Source organism: Rhizobium sp. CB3060, from assembly GCF_025200735.1.
Classification (GTDB): domain Bacteria; phylum Pseudomonadota; class Alphaproteobacteria; order Rhizobiales; family Rhizobiaceae; genus Rhizobium.
In genome coordinates, this window is record NZ_CP104162.1 from 78,532 (window position 1) to 102,776 (window position 24,245).

Genomic DNA, 24,245 nt, shown 5'->3' on the forward strand with positions numbered 1-24,245 from the left:
GCAATCAACCTTTCACTGCGCCGGCGGCTACGCCGCGCACAAACCAACGTCCGGAGACGAGATAGACGATCAGGGGAACAAGGGCGGTCAGCACTGTTGCCGCCATATTCACGTTATAGGCCCGCTCCCCTTGGGTCGAATTGACGATATTGTTGAGAAGCACGGTCATCGGCATGTTGTCGCGTCCCGCAAAGGTGAGCCCGAAAATGAAGTCGTTCCAGATGCCTGTGACCTGAAGGATGGTCGCCACGATGATTACCGGGGCCGACATCGGCAGAATGATGTGGACGAAAATCTGCAGAAAGCCCGCACCATCGACCCTGCCTGCGTTGAACAACTCGACCGGAAGCGCGCTATAGTAATTGCGGAAGAGCAGCGTCATCAGCGGGAGGCCGAATATGACGTGCACGAGGACGATACAGAAAAGCGAGTTGTAGATTCCGACCGCAGCGAAGATGCGGATCAGTGGAAACAGGAAAACCTGATAAGGGATGAAGGCTCCGATGAGCAGAAGAGCAAACAAGAGGTTGGCCCCGCGAACCCGATAGAACGTCATCGCGTAGCCGGTCACAGAGCCGACAACGATCGAGCAAATGACCGACGGCACCAAAATCACCACGGAGTTCAAGAAGGCGCCGTGCAATCCTTCGCAACTCAATCCGGTGCACGCCGTCATCCAGGCCCGAAACCAAGGCTCCATTGTCGGAGCAGTTGGGATGGCCAAGATGGTTCCAAGCCTTACCTCGTCCATGGACTTGAACGAAGTGACGAGGGTCACCCATAGCGGCACGAGGAAGAAAGCAGCGGCGGCCACGAGAAAAGCGTAAACCCCTGCGCGACCCATGCTGAAACTTTTAGGCTTTGGCCCGTTGGGGATGACAGAAACGGTCATTTGCGAACACCTTTCCTGCGGAAATGCTGGGCATAAATAAACGGAGACATGATCGCGACGACGGTGACCAGCATTACCGTTGCGGCCGACGTGGCCAGGCCGACGTTCGCGCGTTCCAACAGGTTGTCCATGACGAACTTGGCCGGCACCTGCGAGGAAATCCCGGGACCGCCGAGTGTCATCGCCACCACAAGATCGTAGAGCTTGGCGACAGCAGTCGCGAGCAAGACGGTTGCGGTGACGACCATTGGCGAGATAGTGGGAAGTATGATGGACACATACGCTCGCCACGTTGGAATCGCGTCGATCTTGATCGCTTTCCAGAGATCGCTGTCGACGCCGCGAAGCCCGGCTAGCAGCAGTGCCATAACGAGACCCGAGGCTTGCCAAATTGCGGCTATGACGAGAGTGTAGATGACCATGTCCGGGTTCACGAGCCAGTCGAAGGTAAAGGCCGAGAACCCGAGGTCACGGACGATTTTTTGAACGCCGAGCTCTGGGCTCAGAAACCATTGCCATACCAGGCCGGTGACAACGAACGACATCGCGTAGGGATAGAGGAATATCGTTCGGAACACGCCTTCGCAGCGCACGTTTTGGTCGATGAATACCGCTAGAAGAAAGCCGAACACCAGGCTCCCGGCTATAAAGAGAACGCCGAAAAGCAGGATGTTCCAGCCTGAACTGGTGAATGTCTCGGTATTGAAGAGGCGGACGTACTGCGAAAGGCCGACGAATGTGTAGCTCGGCAACAGCTTCGAGTTCGTGAATGACAGTGTGACTGTCCAGACGATCGCCCCAATGTAGGCAACGATCGCTATTACGGCAGCCGGGGCGAGAGCCAATGCCGCGGGCGCCTGGGCGCGCAGCCTTGCTCGCCGGCGCGACTGAGGTGGTGATGATGACCTTGTCACATTGATATCCTTTATGGACGTGGACTGGCGCGACAGCGCCGCCGTCCGGAAACAGCTTTTCCGGCCGCCATCCCGCAGCATCAGTTGCCCTGAGATCAATTTGCTTTTGCAAGGGACGCCGCCGGGACGGAAATGGTCGATCCCGGCGCTCCGGATGAAGATTATCGTGACGCTGCGAGGGCAGCGCCAAACTTCGCGATAAACTCGTCTGCCATTTGGCTCGGCGTATTCAGGTACTGGGTGATAACGTCTTTGACCGCACCGGTCTGGTCGGCTGACAGGAGATAGTCCGTGCTGGGGAGTTGCTTGGCCCACCCTTTTGCGCGCAGGCATCCATTTGGGACGTATCCACGTCGGTGCGCACCGGAATCGAACCCTTCTTGGCATTGAACGCGACCTGGACCTCCGGCGACAGAAGCAGGTCCTCGAGCTTGCGTTGAGCCGCTTTGCCGTTCTCGTCCGAGAGCTTTGGAAACACAAAAACGTCGCCGCCCATCAGATAGACTGCATCTCCGGGGATCACGCAGCCGAGGTCTTTTCCCGGCATCCTTCCGGCGGCAAGAAATTCACCCTTTGCCCAGTCGCCCATCAACTGCATTGCGGCTTTTCCGGTTATGACTAGGGCCGTCGCATCATTCCAGTTGCGTCCAGGCGAACCGTCGTCCATCAACCCACGCATGGATTTGAACAGCTCGGCCACATGCTTGAATTTCGGGTCGGCCAGTGCGGTTTCCGGCTCTGTTCCATATACCCCCAGATAAAGTTCGCGTCCGCCTTCCTGTGCGAGGATGGCGTCGAACAGCAGCTTGTCCTGCCAAGCCTGACCACCGTGTGCGAGCGGAATTATTCCCTTCGCTTCCAAAGCCGGCGCGACTGCGACCACGTCGCTCCAATTCTTGGGAGGCTCAACGCCGGCATCAGAGAATACCTTTGCGTTATACCAAACCCAGCCTGCGCTATGAATATTGATCGGCAGCGCATAAACATGTCCACCGCGGGTGGAGGCGTCGATGATCGGCTGCGGAAGGATATCGCGCCATTTTCCGGCAGCCGCCGCGTCATCGAGGTTGTCCAGGAGGCCATTGCCCAGCAGGTCATCGAGCTGCTTGCCGGTATTGAACTGCATCATGGTCGGAGGATTGCCGCCGACGATGCGGTTTATGCCCGCCGCACGCGCGGCGGCATCTCCGGCGACGGCCGAGTCGACCCATTGGCCACCAGCCCTGGTGTACGCATCCGCGATCACTTTGAGTGCGGCCGCCTCCCCGCCTGACGTCCACCAATGCACCACATCTGCCTTGAGGGGCTGATCAGCCTGCACGTGACCCGCACTAGCAAGCGCGGCAACTGCAAGAGCCGCAAAACAACTAGCCTTGAACATTCCTCATCTCCAAAAAAGCGTTGCAATCGATTACAAACGGACATGGCCGATTCTGTAATCGATTACAAATCTATCTACCATATTTGTAATCGATTACAAGAGCTGTATATTCAAATTGAGTTCGGAGTTGAGTCTAAATGGAAAAACCTGTCAGAAGAGGTCGAGCGACCGAAAAAACAGCCGTGACAATTTCGGATGTGGCAAAGGCCGCCGGCGTGTCAACCGCGACTGTTAGTCGGGCCTTGGCCAATCCGGCCCATGTACGTGCGGACAAACGAGCAAAGGTACTCGAAGCCGTTGCGCGCCTCGGTTATGCCCCGAACGAAGTCGCTCGCACGCTGCGCGCCGGCTCGTCGCGCATGATCCTTATTCTGGTTCCCCCTCATTATAACACCTCTTTTTTCTCGACAATTTTGGATAGCATCCACAACGAACTGGCTTCCAATGGCTACACGATGATCATCGGAAGCTTGGAAAGCCCGACGGAGGATGGGAGGAACCTCACCAGTCTCGTCTTCACCCGTCAGCTCGACGGCATCATCGTTCTTGCCTGTACAATTCCCTCCAGGCTCCAGCACTCGGTATTCGATGCAGGCATCCCCGTCGTTTCCGTCTGCGCCGAAGTGGGTGGTCACTCGATCCCAACAGTGGTGCTCAACGATGAAGAGTGTGCGGTGCTGCAGGCCGAGCACCTTATATCCTTGGGTCATCGAAAGCTGATGTATGTGGCTGGTATCGACGGCGACTACAATGAGGTGCAGCGGTACTCGGGCTTTCGAAAGACACTTGTGGCGAACCGGATAGACCCTCAGCTTGCCCCGCGCTTTCAGGGCGACTATCGAATGCAAAGTGGCGCGGCAGCCGCGCGGACGTTTCTTGAAATGGCAGATCGGCCAACTGGTGTCGTGTGCTGTAGCGACGAGATGGCAATAGGGTTCATAAGAGGCATCACCGACGCCGGCCTTTCTTGTCCGCGGGACGTATCGGTAGTCGGGTTCGACGGCATTGAATACACAGACTACTTCGAGCCCACCATCACCACCATTCGTCAGCCACGCAGTGATCTCGGTTCGTCGGGCGCTCGTCTGATGCTTCGCGCTCTGGCAGGTGACAAGGTTCCAACTGACACCCGGATCGTTCTGCCGGGCGAACTCTTGGTTCGCCGCAGCACGATGTCTTTGGAGACAGAAAGCGTCTGACCTTTTTTCTGCCAGATGGAACCAATGCCTCGGCCCTCGGCGATTTCGTCGAGCGGCCTGCGGCCCGACGGACTCTTCTCGTCTGCAGCGGGCGAGTGCCAGACGCGGTCAACCCGCAACGGCAGAGGTGCGGAAATCGTCAGATCACTCGATGCGCGGAGGCCGCAATCGTCGAGCGGCGGAACGAGATCGCTGGAATGAGAAGGAGGGCGACGATTGCCAATATGCCGACGCCGGCAATTGCATTTGCAAGTCCAACTACCTCGGCAGCGTGGCCTATGAGTGCGGGTCCAATCAAAATTCCAGCATAACCAAGCGTTCCCGTTGCGGCGATCGCTTGGGGTGCCGGCATCGATCGCTGTATCGCGGCGAGCGAGAAGAGGATCGGGACAATATTTCCAGCAGCCAGCCCTGCGATAGTGATGGCTGTCAAGGTCATCAGGACCGTCTCGGCGTAGGCGGCGAAGATGATACCCAGAGCAGCCACTGAGATGCCGACGAAGAGCATCTTGGGCTCGCCGAGGCGCTCAACTGCCTTGTCGCCTACAAATCGACTGACGGTCATCGCGATGGCAAAGAGAGCATAGCCGCTGCCGGAAAATGAGACGTCCAGTTTCTTGGAAGTCAGCAAAATGGCTCCCCAGTCGAGCATCGCGCCTTCCGCTAAGAAGATGACCATCAACAGCAAACCGACCGGGAGCACGCCTCCTCTGGGAATCGCAAAAGACGCCCCATCCGAAGCTGGCTTCGTTTTGAGAAATCCAGGTACCGCGCAGACTATGCAGATGATCATAATCAATGATGCCACCGCGGAAGCGGCAAGTACCCCAGGCCCAACCGCAACAAGAAAAGTCATCCCTGCCGCCCCGACCAGCCCGCCAATACTGTAGACGCCGTGAAATCCTGACATCAGCGGCACACCTGCGAGGTCTTGAACTTCGGCTCCATGCATGTTGGTGGCGACATCAATCGCGCCAATTGAGCAACCAAAAAGAAGAAGTGCGATTGCGAGGGTTATTGGGTTCGCCAGCACCGCCATGAGCGGCAGCACCGTGGCTAGGCCTATAGCTCCAGCAATCAAAACTGGCCTGCTTCCTACCTTGTTAGAAACGACGCCTGCAGTCGGCATGCCCACTACCGCACCAAAACCAAGGCAAAGCAGCACCGATCCCATGGTCGCAGAATTTGCGTCAATGCGGCTTTGCGCGTATGGCACCATCGGTGCCCAGCATGCCAGCGCGAAGCCGGAAATGAAGAAGGAAAGCCGCGTTGCGCGCTTGCTGCCTAACAACCGCGCATCAGCCTCGGGGTTGATCGCAGAATCCCTGCGGGCCAGTTTCAATTTCGAATTTGTCATGGACCTATCTTTTGTTTTTCTTCGGCCCAGCCATGTAATCGCTGATCAGCGAACGAGTTTTCGATAAAATGCCGATTTGTGTCGCTATTCCGTCAAGGACGAGGTTCGGGCGCAACTAGGCACTTGTTCGCGGGTCAACCGACCAATGACGATTGCTCGATTCTACAAACCACCAAGTTCGCGAGTTCCGACGTGCCTCGGAGAGGATCGATACGCCGTAACCACTGCAGCGTCAGTCGGGATCGCGATGATCCGCCACGCCCTTCTTCCAGTAGCCGCTTGCATGAACCGCGCAGGTCTCAACAGATTGTTGTTTTTTCAGCCCGGCCCTGATCGCTGCAACCTGGCCTGATTCTGCTGTCACCCAAACCAGAGATCCCGATGGGATTGACAGATCTTTAGCGGCATCAACCAGTGTCTCACCGAGCTCGCGGCAGAGCCAGCGCACCGAAACAGCCGCCTCTGCGCTGAGGGGCTGCACCTCCTTAGCATTGGCGATCTCGATGAAGAGGCGCGCTTTCGCTGTTGCAGGAAGCGCCTCCACGATGGCCGCGACAGCCGGCAAGCCTGTCTCGTCTGCGAAAAGGAAATAGTTTTTGACTTCCGGATCGATCGTGATACCGCTCCGCGTGTTCGGCCTGCTTATTTCCAGGATATCACCGGCTTTTGCTCGAGACGCCCACCGGGAAACGTTGCCCTCATCGCCGTGCAGCACGAAGTCGAGTTCGAGTTCACTCGTCTGCGGATCGAATCGTCTGACGGTATAAGCACGCCCAGGCTGGCGGAATCCATCGGCGTCGCGAACGAAGACTTTCAGGTATTGACCGGGCAAATCCGCTCGCAGCCCCGATACCTCCTGCGCATCCACGCTTATGCGCTTCAAGAGTGGGGTTATCAGCGTCGCCTTTTTCACCGTCACGCTGAAGATATCGTAGGGAGGATTGACATCCGTTTTGCTCATATCCGCACGGCCTCGTCGCTGTTGTCCAATTCACCAGGCGTTCTCAAAACGCTTAAAGGACTTGCGCGACCACCGATATTGAGGAACGGACAGCCTTTAGCGATATCCTGACAACGGCAGCCGTTTGTGAATTTCTGGCGCGCATCGAGCGTCTTGCAGCCACGGAGCGCTGTGCTTCTCGAGGAGATTGGACGTCATCAAGCCGAGCGCCAATAGCTTCGCCTCATCGATGTAGAACATTTATATGACATCGGAAGGAGTAGTTCGCTAGCTGCGCACGTCGGTCGGCTGCGGGCCAATCTTTGTCCTTGTGGCATTTGCTACATGATAATTCCGCGCAATTGCTGAGCGGGCTTGCTTCAATGCCGCATTCGACGTCCAAGCACCTCGTTGTCGGAGTAGAAATGCACGGACAGGCTTAACCGCTCATCCCTCTGTGTACGATCTTGCTATAGCCATAAAATCACTGGCTTTGAGACTCGCCCCGCCGACCAACGCTCCGCCGACATTCGGTACGGCGCTGATAGAGAGAGCGTTGTCAGGCTTTACTGAGCCTCCGCACAGTATGCGGATTTCCCAACGGCGAAGTCCTGGTTAGAACGCTGCGCGGCGAGTTGACGCCCGCGGGGTGGCCCTCGGCGAACTAAGGATAACCTTAGCTAACGGAGGATATCCTTTGTTCGCGCCGAGGCGTCTGAGTTGTACGGAAAGGTCGGAAGAAACTTGCAGCACCGTGGTTGAGGATAGACCCGTAACCACGGGTACCGCTTCATGCCTCATATTTCCCATCCTATCCGCACGGCTTCCTACCCAGTTTGCGGGACCCTCGATTTTTGACGTGTCCCTGCTCGTTCAAAAGCTTCCGCGAGAATATCCGCTGTGGGACTTCAAGCTTGACCAACTCGTAGTGCCTGTCAGTGATACGATTTACACCCATTTCGGACTTCAGGCCTTGACCGTAATCGCCTGGAGCCAGATGGTCACGGCGACGGCTCCGCCGTCCGGGTAGCCAAGTGCGCGGTCTCCAAGATAGCTGGCGCGGCCCAGCCGAGGGCGCATCGAACTTGTTGCCTCAGCGCCCGCGACGCCCGCGGCGACAGCGCTGTTCCACGCCTCGTCTACGGATTTACCCGAGGCCAGAGCATCAGTGAATGACGTGGCGGCTGGCGCGAGAGCGTCGATCATCGTCCGGTCGCCTGGCTTCGCGCCACCGAGATCGGAGACAGCCTGTACGGCGGCCGCAAATGCCTCGGCCATCTGTGCTGCTGTTGGTTGATCTAGGCCTGTCAGGCTTCGCGATGCTCGCATCAACCCCGTCGCATAAAAAGGTCCGGAGCTGCCGCCGATTGCTTTCCGCATTGCGTTTGCCATCGCCATCAAACCGCTAGCGACGTCGGCGAATTCCTCGACAGGCAGCGCCAGAATGGCTTCCGCGCCACGCATCATGCTCGCACCGAGGTCGCCGTCGCCAGTAATGCTGTCCAGTTCTGTCAGTCTCGGTTCGGCAGCCATGAGCGCTCTCGCGACAACTCCAGAAGCCTCCCGCAGTCGATTGCCCGCTGCTGTGACGGCGCGAGCGGGAGCCGCTTCCTTGTCAGCTGCAACCGCTGGCAAGACCCGCGCCTTGCTGACTTCGCCGCCGCGCGGCCAAGCTATTGCATCGGTGGGAAAGTCGATGGCGGCGAGCGCCTCGTCATCGACATGCATCACTGACAACGAGAAGCCGGGCATATCCAGTGCCGAGAGGAAGGTACCCGCCCAAGCTCGCTCGACAACGACACCTTTTGCTTCGAGAAACTTGATGGCGGAGCGTGCGACGATCGAAAGTTCCATCGGTGGGGTCGATCCGAGGCCATTGACCAGAAGTGCGATACGGTCGCCGCTCTTCAGCTTTCCATCGGCCTCGATCGTTTCAAGCACCAATGAGGTAAGCTCTTCTGCGGATGCGATCTCCATGCGGCGGACACCCTGTTCGCCGTGGATGCCGAGACCGACCTCAATTTCATGTTCGCCAAGTACGAAGCCCGGTTTTCCGACAGAGGGGAGGGTGCAGGAACCCAGCGAGATTCCCATCGACGAAAGACCGTCGGCTGCGGCTCTGGCCACACGTGCGACTTCCGCCAACGCCAACCCTCTTTCGGCGGCCGCGCCGGCGAGCTTATGCACCAGGACGGTTCCGGCGATGCCGCGCCGGCGGTCGGCCGTGACCGTGTCCTTGAGGGCTACGTCGTCCGCCACGACAACGATCTCGACAGGGATGCCTTCGGCGCGAGCAAGCTCGGCAGCCAAACCGAAGTTCAGTCGGTCGCCCGTGTAGTTCTTGACGATGACGAGCGCACCCGCCGGGCCTGCTGACGCGCGAATACCCGCGAGGACAGCATCAGTGCTTGGCGAGGTGAAGACATCGCCGGCGACCGCGGCCGTCAGCATACCGTTGCCGACGTAACCTGCGTGGGCGGGTTCATGACCGCTGCCTCCTCCAGAAAGGATGGCGACCTTTCTTTTTCCGGCTTCGGGAAGGTCGGAACGGATAACCACGTTCTCGTCGGCGAGCAGGATCGTTGCCGGGCTGAGAGCAACGACTCCCTCCAGCATGTCCCGAACGACGGTCGACGGGTCGTTGATCAGCTTCTTCATAGTCATCTCCTCAGGAGTTCAGTTTGCCGGCGCAAGAACAGAGCGCTCACTTGCGGAATCGAACGCGTGGACGCTGTTGGGACGATGAACGAGGACGACGTCCCTGCCGACCTCGATGTCCGGACCGCGCTCGAACTGGGCGGAGATGAGTTCGTTTCCAACCGAAATCTGGATCATGACCTGCGAACCAAGCGGCTCGATCAGCTCGATGCGACCTTTGATCGTGCCAACGTTGCCACCGGCATCACCGACCAGGGGGGTAAGGTGTTCGGGACGGACGCCGGCGATGATGGTGCCTGTGCGGGCGCGGAGCGCGTCGGAGACGGCACCGGACGGAATGAGCGTAAACCCGCGACCCGCCAATGCGCCGTTGTCGATGGCGGCATTGATGAAATTCATCGGGGGGCTGCCGATGAACCCGGCGACGAACTTGTTCACCGGGGTGTCGTAGATGTTCTGCGGAGTATCGATCTGCTGAGCAACTCCACCCCGCATCACGACGATGCGGTGTCCCATCGTCAGCGCTTCGAGCTGATCGTGAGTGACGTAGAATGTCGTGATTTTGAGGCGGCGGCAGAGCTTGACGATCTCGGCCCGCATCTCGATACGGAGTTTGGCATCGAGGTTCGACAACGGCTCGTCCATCAAGAACACGCGCGGTTCGCGGACGATGGCTCGACCAAGCGCTACGCGCTGCCGCTGGCCGCCGGACAGGGCGGACGGCTTGCGTTCGAGAAGACTCTCGATGTCCAGAGCTTTAGCGGTCTTGCGGACCTGCGCATCGATCTTCTCCTTTGGCCATTTCCGTACCTTCAAGCAGAAAGCCATATTTTCGAAGACCGTGAGATGCGGATAGAGCGCATAGTTCTGAAAGACCATGGCGACGTCACGTTCCGACGGCGTCTGCTCCGTCACGTCCTCTCCGTCTATGCTGATCGAGCCGGAGGTCGAGCCTTCAAGACCCGCGATCATCCGCATCGTCGTTGTCTTCCCGCAGCCCGAGGGACCGACCAGCACAACGAACTCTCCATCTTCCGTGGTGAGGTTCAGGTTATCGACAGCGTTGAACGCGCCGAAGGATTTGTTCAGGTTTTCAATTGCTATAACGGACATGAAATCCTCCCTTTAATGGATGCGGTCGGCTTCAATTCTCGTTGGCCCGACCGTCGCTGGCGTCGAAGGACGCCTGATACATTTCCTGATAGAATTCGGCCCAGCGCGGGTCTGGATCGATCGTCTGTGTCGTCACTCCTGTGGTGAAATCCACGTCTTGACCCAGGCCTTCGGCCGCAAGGAGAGCGGCACCGACGACAGCAGGTTCCTGCTCGCTCAAGACGCCAACGGAAGTTCCGAAGATGCTGGCTCGCAGTTCCAGCAGGCTCAGCGAACGGCTCCAGCCGCCGGTCGCATAAATCGCGGTGTCACGGACACCCGCCCAGCGCATATGGTCAAACATTCTGCGCGCTGTGATGCTGGCCATTTCCAGCACCGAGCGGGCATCGGCATGGGCCGGGAGGTCCTCTGGCGTCGCGAAGAAGTTCGGTTCACCGGGCAACTTCGGCAGCGCCAGGATCGACCGGATGTCGACGCCACGGTCTTTCAGGTTTTGAACTGCGGACGAGAATTCGAAGACGCCAAGGCAGGCAACGCCGATCTTGGCCTGAACAGGGACCATGAACGCCAGGTACCGATCGAAGCGATCGAGGGGGAACGTTGCCGACTCGCCGTATACGACGTTGGCGGTGCCAATGGAGTCCACCCGCGCGGTCGAGTCGAAACGCTGGATCATGGCAGCGGCAACTGGGTGGTCGTGGCCGCCGGCCACGACGAGCGTGTTACCGCTTACCGCGCCGGAGGACTTCAATGGCCCCGCGACGATGGTGCCGACGATTTCCCCGGCTCGTAGAATCTCGGGGAGCTCGGGAGCTCCGCAGACCTGCAGAAGCCCATCGATCCATCTCCGGTCACCAACATCATAGCAGCCCGTCCGCGACGCAAGGGTCTCGCTGATGAATGGTCGACCCGTCCAGAAGACGGATGGGTAGTCGGTGAGAGCGATCCAGGTACTTCCGTCGTCAAACAGCGCTGGACAATGCCGACGCCGCCAAAGCCATTTCGCCCCCGTTCGCGTGTGCTCCATTTCAATGCCGGCACGTGTCGTCGCGGCGGCGCTTTCGCGGATTTCGGCGGCTTCGCGAATTGCACACCGGTCGTGCCAAGGGATGGCATAACACAGCGGCCGGAGCGCCCGATCGACGAGAATGCCATCTTCGCCGACACCAGTCGTAGCGATGGCGGACAGCGGCTTGCCCATGCCGACCGCTGTCCATCCTTCGACGATTAGACCTTCAATCGTGGAAACAAGCACAGTCGCATTGACGTCCGAACGCGAAGAGGCCGCAACACGGGGTGTCGGCACGGCCCGAGTCCACCTCGAGACGCCTGTTTCATCAACGATCGAGACCTTGAGATTGGTCGTCCCGATATCGACACCGCACACTAGCATTCAGCATTCCTCCCGAACGGACGCACTAATCAAACAAAACGAAGCTGTGTCTTGATCGACTTGCCCGCCTGCATGCTTTGCACGGCGTTTTCGAAGTCCCAGACCTGGAAACTTTCGCCGATTAGATGCCTTGCCTTCTCCTTGATGTCGGGCATCAGCTCGACGGCCGCGCCGAACTTGTCGGCACAGGAGTTCGAGCCGATGAAGCGGAGCTCGTGCTCATAAAGCCTGAACGGCACGAATGACGCCTCGGCGTGTTCGTCATGAACGCCCACCTGAACGAATGCACCGGTCTTCTCGACGAGCTGGAGACCCTGCTTCAGAGCGGCTGGAACGCCGGCCGCTTCGAAAACGACGTCAAAGCGTTCTTGCCCCAGTTCATTGGGATGTACCGCGGCATCGACGCCGACGTTCCGCGCGATGTCGAGTTTGGGGGAGGCGGGATCGGCCAGCGTCACTTTGCCCGCGCCGGAATGCTTGGCTGCGATGGCGATCAGAAGGCCCATCGTTCCACCGCCTAGAACCAGGACCTGGCGGTCCTTAACGCCCTGCGAGGAGTCGACAGCGTGGAGCGCGCAGGCCAGCGGCTCGATAAGGGCGGCGATATCCGCGCCGATGGACTCGCTCACCTTGAACGCGTTTTTGCTCGGCACTGCGACGTACTCGGCTGCCGCACCCGCCCGCCCGACGCCGATCGGTGTCAGGTGATTGCAGAGGTTCGGCCTTCCGGATTGGCACCAACGGCAAGTTCCGCAGACAACGTTGGGATCGACCGCGACAAAGTCGCCTGCCTTCACGTTCCGCACGTTCTTACCGACCGCTACAACGTGCCCCGCGAACTCGTGACCGGGTATCACCGGGTAGTTCGTGCCGACGAAACCGTGCTTGAGGATATGAAGGTCGGTTCCGCAAATGCCGCAGCAGGACGGCTTGACCAATACCTCGTCGTCCGTGACGCTGGGGACCGTGGTTTCGATCACGCTGATCTTGTGATCCTGGGTGATGCGAACGGCCTGCATCTTCCCACTGGGCGCGCCGCCAAACAGGCTATCCAAACTCATTTTACTGCTCCGAATGTTAGACCTCGGGTGAGGCTCTTCTGGGCCAACCATCCGGCCACAACGACCGGGACGTTGATCAGCGTTGCGACGGCTGCCACCTGCGCGGTGTAGAGTTGACCGAAACTCAGGAATTTCTGCAGGAAGACCGGAAGTGTGCTGACGGTCGTCGTCAAATTCACCGCGAGGAAAAACTCGTTCCAGGCGAAGATGGCACACAGCAACGCGGTCGAGGCGAGGCCGGGTTTGATAAGGGGTACGATGATCTGGACCATCTCGCGCAACCGGCCGGCTCCGTCGACTTCGACAGCGTCGAAGACGTCACGCGGAATCTCTACCATGAACGAGCGGATCATCCAGATTGCCAGGGGCAGGTTCATCGACGTGTAGAGGATGATCAGGACCGTCGAGGTGTTGAGCAGATCGAAGGCCCGGGCGACCAGGTAGATCGGCACGATACCTGCGGCGATCGGCATCATTTTGGTCGAAATGAAGAAGAACAAGACGTCTCTCCACTTCGGAACGGGCCGGACCGTGAGCGCATAGGCAGCCGGCACAGCGAACAGCATAACGATGGCGGTTGATACGACCGTAACGACGACCGAGACCGTGGCAAACGAGACAAAGTCGTTCTCGAATATCCGGCGGTAATGTTCGAGCGTCGGAGTGAAGAAAAACTTCGGCGGATAGCTTACCGCGTCCTGCTCCGTCTTGAAACTGGTAAGGATCATCCACGCGATAGGGGCGAACATGGTGAGTGTCCCAACCCAGGTGAAGATCGTCAGCAGCAGATCGATGAAACTGGTGCGTCTTCGGGTCATGCACGGCCTCCCTCTTTGAAGATGCCTGAGACGACGCGCAGCATCGGGATAGTCAGCGCCATCGCGAGCGCCAGCGATATCATGCCGAAAGCGGAAGCCCGCCCCAGGTCGAAGGCGCTGAAAGCCTCCAGATACACGTAATATGAAAGGTTGGTGGTCGCGTAAGCAGGACCGCCGTTCGTCAGGATTGCAATCGCAGCGAAGTTTTCAAGCACGTACATCGCCACGAGCAGACCGGTGAGCTCGATGAACGGACGAAGGTGCGGCAGCATCAGACGGCGGAACGTGTAGAAGCGGCTGGCCCCGTCCACTTCAGCGGCCTCGGCGACCTCATTCGGGAACGACTGCATGCCGGCGAGTAGAATAAGCAGGGAGAATGCGGACCACTGCCAGGTCGTCAAGATGATGATGGTGAGCTTCGGATATTGGCTGATCCAGTTGATGCGCCCGATACCCACATCGTCCGTAATCCAACCGAGAATACCGAACGTCGGATCGTAAACGCCCGTCTTCCAGAACAACGCGGCGGCGACGGGCATGATGAAGAACGGTGTGATGGCCAGCGTACGGGCGATCGTCCGTCCCCGGAACTCTCGATTGAGGCCAGCGGCGAGCAAACCTCCGACGACGATGGACGCGATTACGATCGAGAATGTGATGATGGCAGTATTGGCGATCGCTTTTAGGAAAACGTCGTCGCTGGCGGCGTTGACGAAGTTCCTGAACCACACAAAGCGAGGAGCGGTTGTGGAAACCAGGTTCCAGCGCTGAAGGCTATAGTAAAGGGTTATGACAAAAGGCAACTGCGTGACCAGCAGCACGATTATCAGCGCCGGAAGCAGAGGGAGCCTGTCCCACCAACCCTTGGCGACGTTACTGCGGGTACGCGTCAGGGTCCCGCTTGATGGCGAAGTCGATGTCATAATTTTCATCCGCGAGAACAAATGCCGAAGATTTGGCGGGCCGTCGGGAGGTGACGACCCGCCTGGGCTCAATCATTTGATGTAGCCCGCGTCCTCCATGATCTCCGTGATCTTCTCCTCGCTAGCCGCGATCGCGTCATCGGCGCTCATCTGGCCGCTGATCGCGCCGGCGAGTTGCTGCGAGGTGAAATCGCCGATCTGCTCGAACTCGGGGATCGTGACATACTGGACGCCCGTGTACGGAACCGGATCGACCGTCGGCTTCAACGGGTTGGCCGCGCTGATGGACTTGAGGGTCAGCTCCGCGTAGTCCTTCGTCGCCTTTTCATATTCGGCGAGCTTGTACGTCGACTGGCGAGAGCCAGGAGGAACGGTACCCCAACCGGCCTTCTCGCCGGCAAGCTTGATGTATTCCTCGCTTGTCAGCCACGAAACCAACTTCCAAGCTGCGTCCTGGTGCTTGCTGGTCGTCGGGATCGACAGGCCCCAGGCCCAGAGCCAACCGGAGCCCGGCTTTTCCTTGATCGGCGCGAGAGCAAAGCCAACGTTGCCCTTCACCTGGTCGTTCGCCTGGTCGATGACCGGACCGGCGAAAACCGTGTCGTCGTACCACATGGCGGTCTTGCCCTGTGTGAACAGCTGGAGGCATTCCTGCCACCCGTCCTTCGCCGCGTCAGGCTGGCCGTGTTCCTTCAGAAGGTTGACATAGAAGTTGATCGCTTCCTTGCTCTTTTCAGAGCTCAGCTGCGGCTCCCACTTCTCGTTGAACCAGCGCCCGCCGAAGGTGTTGATGACGGTCGTAAGCGGCGCGAGGCTTTGGCCCCACCCCGGAATGCCGCGGAGGCAAATGCCCGAGACATTGTTTGCGTCGTCATCGAGCTTGGCTGCGAACTCGGCGACCTGATCCCAGGTCGGCTGCTCCGGCATCGTCAGGCCGGCTTTTTCGAAGAGGTCCTTCCGATAGAACATGAACGACGACGAACCGTAGAACGGCGTTGCGTACATATCGCCCTTGAACGAAACCAGGTCACGGATCGGGGTCAGAAGGTCATCGGCCTTCCATTCGGTGTCCTTGGCGACGTACTCCTTGCTGAGATTGGTGATCCAGCCCTTCTCCGCCCAAAGAGGAACCTCGTACGCGCCGATCATGACGACATCGAACTGGCCGGACTTGGTAGCCACGTCCTTCAGAACGGTCGGGCGCAGCTGGTTTTCGGGAAGAGTCTGGAACTTCACCTTGATGTCGGGGTACTTGGCATAGAAGTTCTCGATGAGCTTCGCGGCCGTTTCCATCTGCGGATTCGCCGCGAGAGCGACCGTGAGGGTCACCTCTTCAGCATGCGCCGGACGGGCCGCCGACAGTCCAAGAGCGATCGAAAAGGCAAGCATGCTCACATGCGAACCGGCCACGGCCGTTCGCCACTTATTCGTAGACATAATGACTTCCTCCAAACATTCCGACACTATTGTCGGAACCAAACCCGTCGGCGAAGCTCGCCGAGGCCACAGCGCAGACCCTCTCCACCAGAATGCCGCACTGTATGTCTTGTACGTACAAAATGATTGCGCCGTCGTCAACGGGTTTGTTGTCGCTGGAGGCGGCCAAGCCGAAAAAAAGGACGATTTCGACAGGCAAAGGCCGGATTTCGGTGATGAATGTCGGTCCCGATCCGTCATACGCAGTGCGGGAGATGCTCGAGAAAGCCGTTGCTTTATCAGCACGGTCGAGCTTATTTCTTTATCGATTGGGTCGAATCAATGGACGAGGCGCACTCATACGTGTACGTTTCGTCCGGACAGGATGAAAGAGCCATGCAAAACATTGATCGAACCTCAGCCGAACCTTACTACCTTCAGCTCGCCCGAATAATTGAAGCGGATATCAAGGCGGGCAAATACACGGTCGGAGATCGCGTCGGCGAAACGGAGCTGTGCCGGTCGTTCGATCTTGCTCGCTCCACCGTACGCGAGACGCTCAGGGCGCTCGAGCAGCAGCGACTGATCAAGCTCGTACCGAGGCGCGGCGCGTTCATCGCCGACCCCGCCGAGAACCAATGGAAGCTGCAAGTAACCCAAGGATTTCTGGAAACCGGCGCACACTCGCCCGACCGAACCATTGAAACGTCGGTGCTGCGCGCGGATTTCGAGCCGCTCCCGGATTTCGCTGCCGAGGCCCTCGGCCTCCCGCGCGGGGAGAGCGGATTTGTATTGGAGCGCCTTCGCCATATAGACGGCAAGGCGGCCATGCACTCGACGAATTATCTGCCCGCGGATGTCGGCGGCTTCCTCGTCGGCAAGCCCGTCCTCGAGGGCAGTGCCTCGCTGAACCAGACCTTGGCCGCCGCTGGTTTCTCGATCTTTGCCGCAAGACGGGAGGTTGCTGCGATTGGCGCACCGGCGGACACTGCTAAGCATCTGGGCTTGGCCCGCGGTGCTCCCGTCTTGTTCGTGCAGTCTACTTCCCGCTCCGAGCTCGGCCGGGTTTTCGACTTCTATCGATCCTTTGTTCGAAGCGACGTCGTCACGATCTCCGTAGACGCCGAAGCGCAGCCCGAGTCGGTGCCTGGCTCCGTCGAAACCGAATAAGCCGGAACCCTGCGGTCCCGGCACTCCATCGCCGGACGAAAACGCTCCTCTGAATTTCCAGCCGATCGCCCGTTGGACCGCGCACGATTTCATGCGTGCGCCGTCGACGGCGTTCTGCCGCGCCACCGCGCCGTCTCGTCAGCATCCGCGGTCGGCATTTCCGCTTGACACCCCGATTGAACGAAGCGTAGATACGTATCGTCCGTCTTGTCCGTACAAAACGGCAGACGAGGGTGGAGCGCAAACAGGGCGGGAGTGCCCGTCCAAATTAGTAGGAAAAATCTCATGTCGATGGAATATCGTCTACGTCGCACGTTGCCCAGTGATCGCGCGGCAATCATCATGCCTGTTGACCACGGTCTCATCTTCGACCGTATCGAAGGCCTTGAAACGCCGTCAGCGCCTTTCGCAGCGTGGGCGAACAACGACGTCACCGGCTTCATGATGACGCCCGGCCAGGTAAAGCAGACTGAGAAGTTCTTTGCCGCCAATTCGCATCTCACACGCGTGTTGACGATCGACACCTATTACGAGTTCCGCGAACTCGACGGCGGCGGCTCGCACGAACTCATCACCACGGTCGAAGAAGCCGTGCGCATGGGCGTTGACGCGGTGAAAATGCTTTTCCCCTGGAACATGTCGCGGTACGAGCGGACCCAGATGTGCGCTCGCGTCGGAAAGGTTGTCGCCGCCTGTGACCGCTGGGATATTCCTCTCGTTCTCGAGCCGGTCATCATGGGTGCGCCGCGCACGCAGGAAGTTATCGTTCAGGAGGAGAAGGTTGCCCGCATCGCGTACGACCTCGGCGCGCACATCATCAAGATCGCCTTCCCGGGCGAAGAGCGCACAAAGCGCCTTTCCGAGGAACTGAAGGTTCCGCTGGTTATCGCCGGCGGCCCGCTGTCGGGCCCCCCGTCCGAAACCATCGACGCCGTAGCGCAGACGCTGCGTGGCGGCGCGCGCGGCGTCATCGTCGGCCGCAACATCTGGCAACGCGACCGCAAGTCGGGCGAAGAGACGATCGCGGAAATTGCCAAGCTCACGCGCAGCGTCAAGTTCCAGGACTGACCAGCCACTCAAGATCGCGAGATTTGCCAATCCGATCAATGGCCGCGGACATTCCGCGGCCATTTCGCTTTGCGCAGCCGACGCGTGAAGCTTGCGGCCGGTAACGTGAAGCCAAGTCCCTAGAATCCTCATTGACATCTATTTTAGGAGAACCTACCGTACGTTCTGTACGGACAAGAATTGGCGAGCCTGTTCTGTGATCCGGTTTCAAGGAGGAGAATCGTATGAGAAAGCTAGCATTGCTTGCGGCGGTCGCGGTCGTCAGCATTCCGATGTCGTCGTTCGCCCAGGACAAGCTTACCAACGCCGGAATCACGGTCGGGACGCTCGGAAACCCGTTCTTCGTTCCGCTCATCAAGGGCGCTGAAGATGGATTGAAGGCGAAAAACCCGGACACCGCGGTCACCGTCGTCGGGGCAGACTACGACCTCAATAAGCAGGCATCGCAGATCGACAGCTTCATCGCCGGCGGCGCTCAGATCGTCATGATCAATGCCGTCGACGCCGTTGCGGTAAAGCCGTTCGTCGAGAAGGCGAAGGCGGCCGGCGCGATAGTGGCGGCCATGGACGTGTCGGCCTCGGGTTCCGATCTCACCGTTATGACCAACAACGTACAGGCCGGCGAGCTCGCCTGCACCGATCTCGCCGAACGCCTCAAGGGAAAGGGCGACGTTGTTATCATCAACGGCCCGCCGATCTCCTCGATCATGGATCGGGTCAAGGGTTGCCAGCAGGCGTTCGCAAAATATCCGGACATCAAGATTCTGTCCGATAACCAGGATGGCAAAGCTTCGCGCGAAGGCGGTCTTGCCGTGATGCAGGCGCTCCTGACCCGCTTCGAAAAGATCGATGCTGTGTTCGGTGCCAACGATCCGACGGCTATCGGTGCCGACCTTGCAGCCAAGCAGCTGAACCGGTCCGAAATGATTATTGCGGGCGTTGACGGGTCTCCCGACATCGTGGCTTCGCTGAAGAGCGGCAATACGCTCATCGTTTCCTCGTCCTCCCAGGACCCTTACGGCATGGCCAAGAAGGCGGCCGAGCTCGCTGTCGATCTGTTGAACGGTAAGAAGCCCGACCAGGAGGTAACCCTCCTCGATACGACACTCGTTACGAAAGACAACGTGAACGATTACGTCGGCTGGGACGCCAAGCGGTGAATCAAGGGAGGGGCGGCGCGGTGGCGTCGCCCCTTTTAGTTGCCTGAGAGGGGAAAGGTTTATGGCCGTGCCACCTACTAGCGAAACTCCACTTCTGGAAATGCGTGGGATCAGCAAATCCTTCGGCGCTACGCGCGCGGTCAGCGACGTTTCGCTCACCGTCTACGCAAGCGAAACCCTCGCGCTGATGGGAGAGAATGGTGCCGGCAAATCGACTCTCATGAAAATACTGTCGGGCGCGTATACTCCCGACGCCGGTGGTGAAATCCTGCTTGCCGGCCGGGCGCTTTCCACGGGCAACCCGATCGCCTCCCGGGCAAGCGGGATCGCGGTCATCTATCAAGAGCTTTCACTGGCTCCCAATTTGACGGTGGCCCAGAATATCTTTCTCGGAATTGAGCCTCGGCGGTTCGGCGTCACGGACAATCGATCCATGCTCGAGCGGTCGAAACCGATCTTGCAGCAGCTTGGCGCGACTTTCGCTCCCGCCGATCGGGTCTCAAAGCTGTCGCTGGGCGAGCGGCAGATCGTCGAAATCGCGCGAGCGCTTGCCGCAGACGCGCGGATCATCGTGATGGACGAGCCGACCACGTCGTTGACGTCGCGCGAAACCGAACGGCTCTTCGAGGTGATCGCCGCTTTGAAGCAGCGCGGAATAGCGGTGATCTACATCAGTCACCGCATGGAAGAGATTTACCGTCTCGCAGATCGAGTATCCGTGCTTCGGGACGGAAAGTACGTCGGCACCCTGACCAGAGCGGATTTGTCCGCGGAACGCCTCATCTCGATGATGGTCGGCAGGGACCTGACGTCTTTCTACAAAAAAGTCCATGACCATTCACGTCGTGGCGATCTGGCCTTGAGCGTAAAGAACCTCGGCGACGGCGCGAGAGTCATCGACTGCTCTTTTGACGCCTTCAAAGGGGAAGTCCTTGGCATCGCAGGGCTCGTCGGTTCCGGGCGCACCGAGCTGGCTCGGATGATTTTCGGCGCAGACGCCAAGAGTTCCGGCAGCGTCGAGATCGAGGGGCGAAAGGTCCAGGTGAAGAGTCCACGGGAGGCCCTGGACGTCGGTATCGCGTACCTGACGGAAGACCGAAAGGGCCTCGGCCTCTTTCTGGATATGTCGATCGAACAGAACATCAATATTTCCGTCATTGCGCATGACGCGCGACGCGGTGGAATCTTGAATTCGATCAGGTCAGGCGCACGGGCCGAAGCCGCCGTCAGCGACTTCTCGATCAGAACGAAGTCCACAGCCGTGAATGTCGGGTCGTTGTCCGGGGGGAACCAGCAAAAGGCGCTGATCGCGAGAATTCTCGCCGGGAATCCGAGGATCGTGTTTCTCGACGAGCCGACAAGGGGGGTTGATGTCGGTGCCAAGTCTGAAATCTACCGGATCATCGATGAGCTTGCCGCCACCGGCGTCGCCGTCATCGTCATTTCGAGCGATCTACCCGAGATTATCGGCATCAGCGACCGCGTGCTCGTCATGCGCGAGGGCCGGATAGTGGGCGAGGTCGTCCCCAACGTGTCGGATGAGATACCCCAGGAAGCAATAATGGCGCTTTCGACGGGTTCCTCGAAAGCAGCCTGAAGAAGACGTATTAACGGAGGAGGAGACGATGTCTTTGACAGCGAGCGAAACCGGCGACCTGAAGCGCGCCAACCTGCGTGCGACGATGACCGCCCTGGGAATGCTGCCCGTCCTTGTATTGCTTACGGTGGGTTTCCACCTGATGACCGGGCGCTTCATCTCGGTCAACAATCTCTCGATTGTTATGCAGCAGGCTTCGATAAACACGGTCCTTGCAGCCGGAATGACGTTCGTCATCCTCACTGGCGGGATCGACCTGTCCGTAGGCTCAATTCTGGCCGCGGCTGCGATGGTCGGTGTCATCGTATCACTGGTCCCGGATATCGCGATGCTTGGGATACCAGCCGCCTTGGCGGTAGGGCTTGTCTGCGGCATAGCCAACGGAGCTATCATCGCAGGTTTGCGGCTGCCCCCTTTCATCGTGACGCTCGGCTCGCTGACGGCCATCCGCGGCCTCGCTCGCCTGCTCGGCAACGATACCACAGTCTTTAACCCCGACTTGCCGTTCGACTTCATCGGAAACGGCACGCTGTTTGGAATTCCCTGGTTGGCTGTGATCGCGCTCCTCACGATCGTGATCTCGTGGTTCGTATTGAAGCGGACGGTTCTAGGGACCTGGATTTACGCCATCGGTGGCAACGCTGAAGCCGCTCGGCTCACCGGTATCAAGGTGCCTCTGGTCCTTTTGTTCGTTTATGCGACATCCGGTCTGCTCGCCGGGCTCGGCGGTGTGATGTCCGCCGCTCGTCTGTATGCCGCCAATGGACAGCAACTCGGGCAAGCTTACGAACTCGACGCCATTGCCGCAGTCATCCTCGGCGGCACCAGCTTTGTGGGTGGCGTCGGCTCGATCTGGGGAACGCTTGTCGGCGCGCTCATAATCGCCGTGCTGTCAAACGGTCTCATTCTCGTGGGGGTCTCCGACATCTGGCAGTACATCATCAAGGGCCTCGTTATCGTCATAGCCGTCGCGCTCGACCGCTTTAGGCTCCAAGGCGGCCGCACATAACTTTCCAACGTCATAATCAGGAATTTCGACATGGCCCTGACTTCATTGAGGCAGATACTCGATCACGCCGCCGAATACGGCTACGGAATGCCCGCCTTCAACATTACCAACTCGGAGACCCTCCAGGCGGTCTTGGAGGCAGCCAAAAAGACCGGCAGTCCCGCTATCGTCCAGGTGAGCCAAAGCGCGCGAAAATACGCCGACGATATCTTCCTCGCGGCGATGTTCGAAGCGGCTGCCAAGCGATATCCCGAAGTACCCCTGTGCATACACCAAGACCACGGCAGCTCTCCGTCGGTCTGCCGCGATGCAATCGCGATCGGCTGCTCCAGCGTGATGATGGATGGGTCTCTGCGCGAGGACGGAAAGACCCCATCTGACTTCGCCTATAACGCCGATGTAACGCGCGAGACCGTTCAGTTTGCCCATGCGCGCGGCGTTTCGGTCGAGGGGGAAATCGGGGTCCTCGGCTCTCTGGAAACTGGGGGAGGCGAGCAGGAGGACGGACACGGTGTTGAAGGCGTCCTATCGCGCGAGGAGCTTCTGACTGATCCGGAAGAAGCGGCGAGATTTGTCGATGCCACCGGTGTCGACGCCCTGGCGGTCGCCATCGGGACGTCACACGGTGCCTACAAATTCTCCCGTCGCCCGACGGGCGATTTGCTGGCTTTGGACGTGATCGCAGCGATCCATGCTCGTCTGCCGAACACGCACCTAGTCATGCACGGGGCTTCGACGGTTCCGCAGGAACTGCAGGATCAGATCAATGCGTTCGGCGGCAATATTCCCCAGACATACGGTGTTCCTGCTGAGGAGATCGTAAAGAGCATCAAACACGGAGTGCGCAAGGTCAACATCGATACCGACCTCCGCATGGCGTTCACAGGAGCGATCCGCGAAAACCTCGCGCGCAACCCGTCGTCTTTCGACATTCGAAATTTACTCAAAGCCGCTTCCGTGAACATGTCCAGACTTTGCCAGGAGCGGTTCGAACAATTCGGCGCTTCGGGCAGAGCAGCCTCGATCAAGCCGATTTCCTTGGACGATATGGCGGCGCGCTATCGGGAGGGCAGCATCCGATGACGGATATCCGCGAGTGGACGTCCACGGTCGGACTGGAAAACGAACTTGGGGAAGTCCTTTCGGGGCTGGCGAACGCGTGCGCGACCATAGCCCGAACGTTGCGTACAGCCCCGCTGGCCCAGCTCTCCGGGTCGGCGGGCAGCCTGAATGTTCAAGGGGAGGCGCAGAAGCCTCTGGACATCATTTCGAATGAGGTCTTCGTCAACGCCTGTCGGGAACTCGCACAGATTTCCCTGGCAGTTTCCGAAGAGGAGGAAGACCCGATTCCGATCTCCGCGACCGGCAGTTACGCGGTCGTGTTCGATCCGCTCGACGGATCGTCCAATCTTGACGTCAATGTCACCGTGGGTTCCATCTTCTCGGTGGTCTCGGCCACAACGCCGAAGCACATTTTGCCGGGAGGGCGGCCGCAACACATCGCCGGCTTTGCATCCTATGGGCCGTCCACCGATCTGACGGTCCTGGCAAAGGGACGAGTGGCGCGCTTCACCCTGGATGCGAGCGATACTTGGCGGCTCGTGGAACTGGACATGCGTCTACCTGATCGCTTCCCCGAAATCGCCATCAATGCCGCGCGTGCTGATAGCTGGGACGATGTCATCCGCGGCTTCGTGAACGACGCCTTCCACGGGAACGAGATAAGGTACAATGCGAGGTGGGTTGCGTCGCTCGTTGCTGAGACGCAACGCATTCTCAGCAGAGGCGGGCTGTTTCTGTATCCGGCGGATTCATCGGGTAGGGGACGCCTTCGGCTTCTCTACGAGGCTCGCCCGATCGCCGCAATTGTCGAGGCGGCCGGAGGAAGGTGCTCCACGGGGTTCATGCCAATCCTCGAGGTGAACGCTGAGACACTCCACGATCGCGTCCCCCTGATCTTTGGTGGAGCGTCGCAGGTTGAAGCGCTCGAGGCGGCATATCGGGCAGACAAGGAAAACTGAGGCGGCCCCCTCGAGGGCCGGGCAGCGGCTTGGGAAAAGATTGCGTCGGAGCCTTTCTCGACCTTTGAGCATGCGCAGCGTCGGGGCGCGTTTTGGAGCAAACGTGACGCTGCCCGTCTGGTTCGTAGTGTACGCCTACTGATCAGCACCCATCT

General features: G+C 59.1%; 20 protein-coding genes and 1 pseudogene. 8 read left to right on the forward strand and 13 right to left on the reverse strand.

Annotation, left to right across the window (positions count from 1 at the left end):
* Positions 1-4 precede the first annotated feature (4 nt).
* The 3 genes from N2601_RS33855 to N2601_RS33865 form a co-directional block, all read right to left on the reverse strand.
* Entirely contained in the window at positions 5-892 is an 888-nt protein-coding gene (locus tag N2601_RS33855) for a carbohydrate ABC transporter permease (RefSeq protein ID WP_260306126.1), read from the reverse strand.
* Positions 889-1,887, reverse strand: coding sequence for a carbohydrate ABC transporter permease (locus N2601_RS33860; RefSeq protein WP_260306127.1), 999 nt, complete (start codon positions 1,885-1,887; stop codon positions 889-891). The genes N2601_RS33855 and N2601_RS33860 overlap by 4 nt, the downstream gene beginning before the upstream one ends.
* A gap of 148 nt (positions 1,888-2,035) precedes the next feature.
* Positions 2,036-3,187 carry an ABC transporter substrate-binding protein gene (locus tag N2601_RS33865; RefSeq protein ID WP_260306128.1) on the reverse strand — a complete coding sequence of 384 codons (1,152 nt, stop codon included), beginning with the start codon at positions 3,185-3,187 and terminating at the stop codon, positions 2,036-2,038.
* A gap of 137 nt (positions 3,188-3,324) precedes the next feature.
* Between N2601_RS33865 and N2601_RS33870 the strand changes: the two genes are divergently transcribed.
* Complete coding sequence (locus N2601_RS33870) at positions 3,325-4,386, forward strand: LacI family DNA-binding transcriptional regulator (protein WP_260306129.1); 1,062 nt, start codon at positions 3,325-3,327, stop codon at positions 4,384-4,386.
* 139 nt (positions 4,387-4,525) lie between these two features.
* Here N2601_RS33870 and N2601_RS33875 read toward each other — a convergent pair whose 3' ends face one another.
* The 10 genes and pseudogenes from N2601_RS33875 to N2601_RS33920 all read right to left on the reverse strand — a co-directional run bounded on the left by N2601_RS33875 (position 4,526) and on the right by N2601_RS33920 (position 16,086).
* Positions 4,526-5,743, reverse strand: a complete 1,218-nt coding sequence (locus N2601_RS33875) for an MFS transporter (RefSeq protein WP_260306130.1) — start codon at positions 5,741-5,743, stop codon at positions 4,526-4,528.
* Positions 5,744-5,975: 232 nt separating this feature from the next.
* On the reverse strand, positions 5,976-6,704 hold the full coding sequence (locus tag N2601_RS33880) for a siderophore-interacting protein (protein ID WP_260306131.1): 729 nt from the start codon (positions 6,702-6,704) through the stop codon (positions 5,976-5,978).
* Between the two features lie 426 nt (positions 6,705-7,130).
* Positions 7,131-7,277, reverse strand: a pseudogene (locus N2601_RS33885) (triose-phosphate isomerase); the annotation flags it as partial.
* A 372-nt stretch (positions 7,278-7,649) separates the two neighbouring features.
* Complete coding sequence (locus N2601_RS33890; RefSeq protein ID WP_260306132.1) at positions 7,650-9,341, reverse strand: dihydroxyacetone kinase family protein; 1,692 nt, start codon at positions 9,339-9,341, stop codon at positions 7,650-7,652.
* An 18-nt stretch (positions 9,342-9,359) separates the two neighbouring features.
* On the reverse strand, positions 9,360-10,454 hold the full coding sequence (locus N2601_RS33895) for an ABC transporter ATP-binding protein (protein WP_260306133.1): 1,095 nt from the start codon (positions 10,452-10,454) through the stop codon (positions 9,360-9,362).
* Between the two features lie 31 nt (positions 10,455-10,485).
* Positions 10,486-11,847: an FGGY-family carbohydrate kinase gene (locus N2601_RS33900; protein ID WP_260306134.1), complete on the reverse strand. Its 1,362-nt coding sequence runs from the start codon at positions 11,845-11,847 to the stop codon at positions 10,486-10,488.
* A gap of 29 nt (positions 11,848-11,876) precedes the next feature.
* A complete protein-coding gene (locus N2601_RS33905) occupies positions 11,877-12,908 on the reverse strand; it encodes an alcohol dehydrogenase catalytic domain-containing protein (RefSeq protein ID WP_260306135.1) in 1,032 nt (343 codons plus the stop codon).
* The gene (locus tag N2601_RS33910) at positions 12,905-13,726 is read right to left on the reverse strand and encodes a carbohydrate ABC transporter permease (RefSeq protein ID WP_260306136.1); all 822 of its coding nucleotides are present in this window, start codon (positions 13,724-13,726) and stop codon (positions 12,905-12,907) included. The genes N2601_RS33905 and N2601_RS33910 overlap by 4 nt, the downstream gene beginning before the upstream one ends.
* The gene (locus tag N2601_RS33915) at positions 13,723-14,649 is read right to left on the reverse strand and encodes a carbohydrate ABC transporter permease (RefSeq protein WP_260306138.1); all 927 of its coding nucleotides are present in this window, start codon (positions 14,647-14,649) and stop codon (positions 13,723-13,725) included. The genes N2601_RS33910 and N2601_RS33915 overlap by 4 nt, the downstream gene beginning before the upstream one ends.
* 72 nt (positions 14,650-14,721) lie before the next feature.
* Positions 14,722-16,086 carry an ABC transporter substrate-binding protein gene (locus N2601_RS33920; protein WP_260306139.1) on the reverse strand — a complete coding sequence of 455 codons (1,365 nt, stop codon included), beginning with the start codon at positions 16,084-16,086 and terminating at the stop codon, positions 14,722-14,724.
* 270 nt (positions 16,087-16,356) lie between these two features.
* Here N2601_RS33920 and N2601_RS33925 point away from each other — a divergent pair, with 270 nt between their 5' ends.
* The 7 genes from N2601_RS33925 to N2601_RS33955 all read left to right on the forward strand — a co-directional run bounded on the left by N2601_RS33925 (position 16,357) and on the right by N2601_RS33955 (position 24,090).
* A complete protein-coding gene (locus N2601_RS33925; RefSeq protein ID WP_260306140.1) occupies positions 16,357-17,235 on the forward strand; it encodes a GntR family transcriptional regulator in 879 nt (292 codons plus the stop codon).
* A gap of 285 nt (positions 17,236-17,520) precedes the next feature.
* Positions 17,521-18,303, forward strand: a complete 783-nt coding sequence (locus tag N2601_RS33930; protein WP_260306141.1) for a class I fructose-bisphosphate aldolase — start codon at positions 17,521-17,523, stop codon at positions 18,301-18,303.
* 224 nt (positions 18,304-18,527) lie between these two features.
* Complete coding sequence (locus N2601_RS33935) at positions 18,528-19,463, forward strand: ABC transporter substrate-binding protein (RefSeq protein ID WP_260306143.1); 936 nt, start codon at positions 18,528-18,530, stop codon at positions 19,461-19,463.
* Positions 19,464-19,524: 61 nt separating this feature from the next.
* Positions 19,525-21,060: a sugar ABC transporter ATP-binding protein gene (locus tag N2601_RS33940; protein WP_260306144.1), complete on the forward strand. Its 1,536-nt coding sequence runs from the start codon at positions 19,525-19,527 to the stop codon at positions 21,058-21,060.
* A gap of 28 nt (positions 21,061-21,088) precedes the next feature.
* The gene (locus N2601_RS33945; RefSeq protein ID WP_445945083.1) at positions 21,089-22,069 is read left to right on the forward strand and encodes an ABC transporter permease subunit; all 981 of its coding nucleotides are present in this window, start codon (positions 21,089-21,091) and stop codon (positions 22,067-22,069) included.
* 30 nt (positions 22,070-22,099) lie between these two features.
* Positions 22,100-23,152 (forward strand): class II fructose-bisphosphate aldolase, encoded by a 1,053-nt coding sequence (gene fba / locus N2601_RS33950; protein ID WP_260306147.1) that lies wholly within the window; start codon positions 22,100-22,102, stop codon positions 23,150-23,152.
* On the forward strand, positions 23,149-24,090 hold the full coding sequence (locus N2601_RS33955; protein WP_260306148.1) for a fructose-1,6-bisphosphatase: 942 nt from the start codon (positions 23,149-23,151) through the stop codon (positions 24,088-24,090). The genes fba and N2601_RS33955 overlap by 4 nt, the downstream gene beginning before the upstream one ends.
* Positions 24,091-24,245 lie beyond the last annotated feature (155 nt).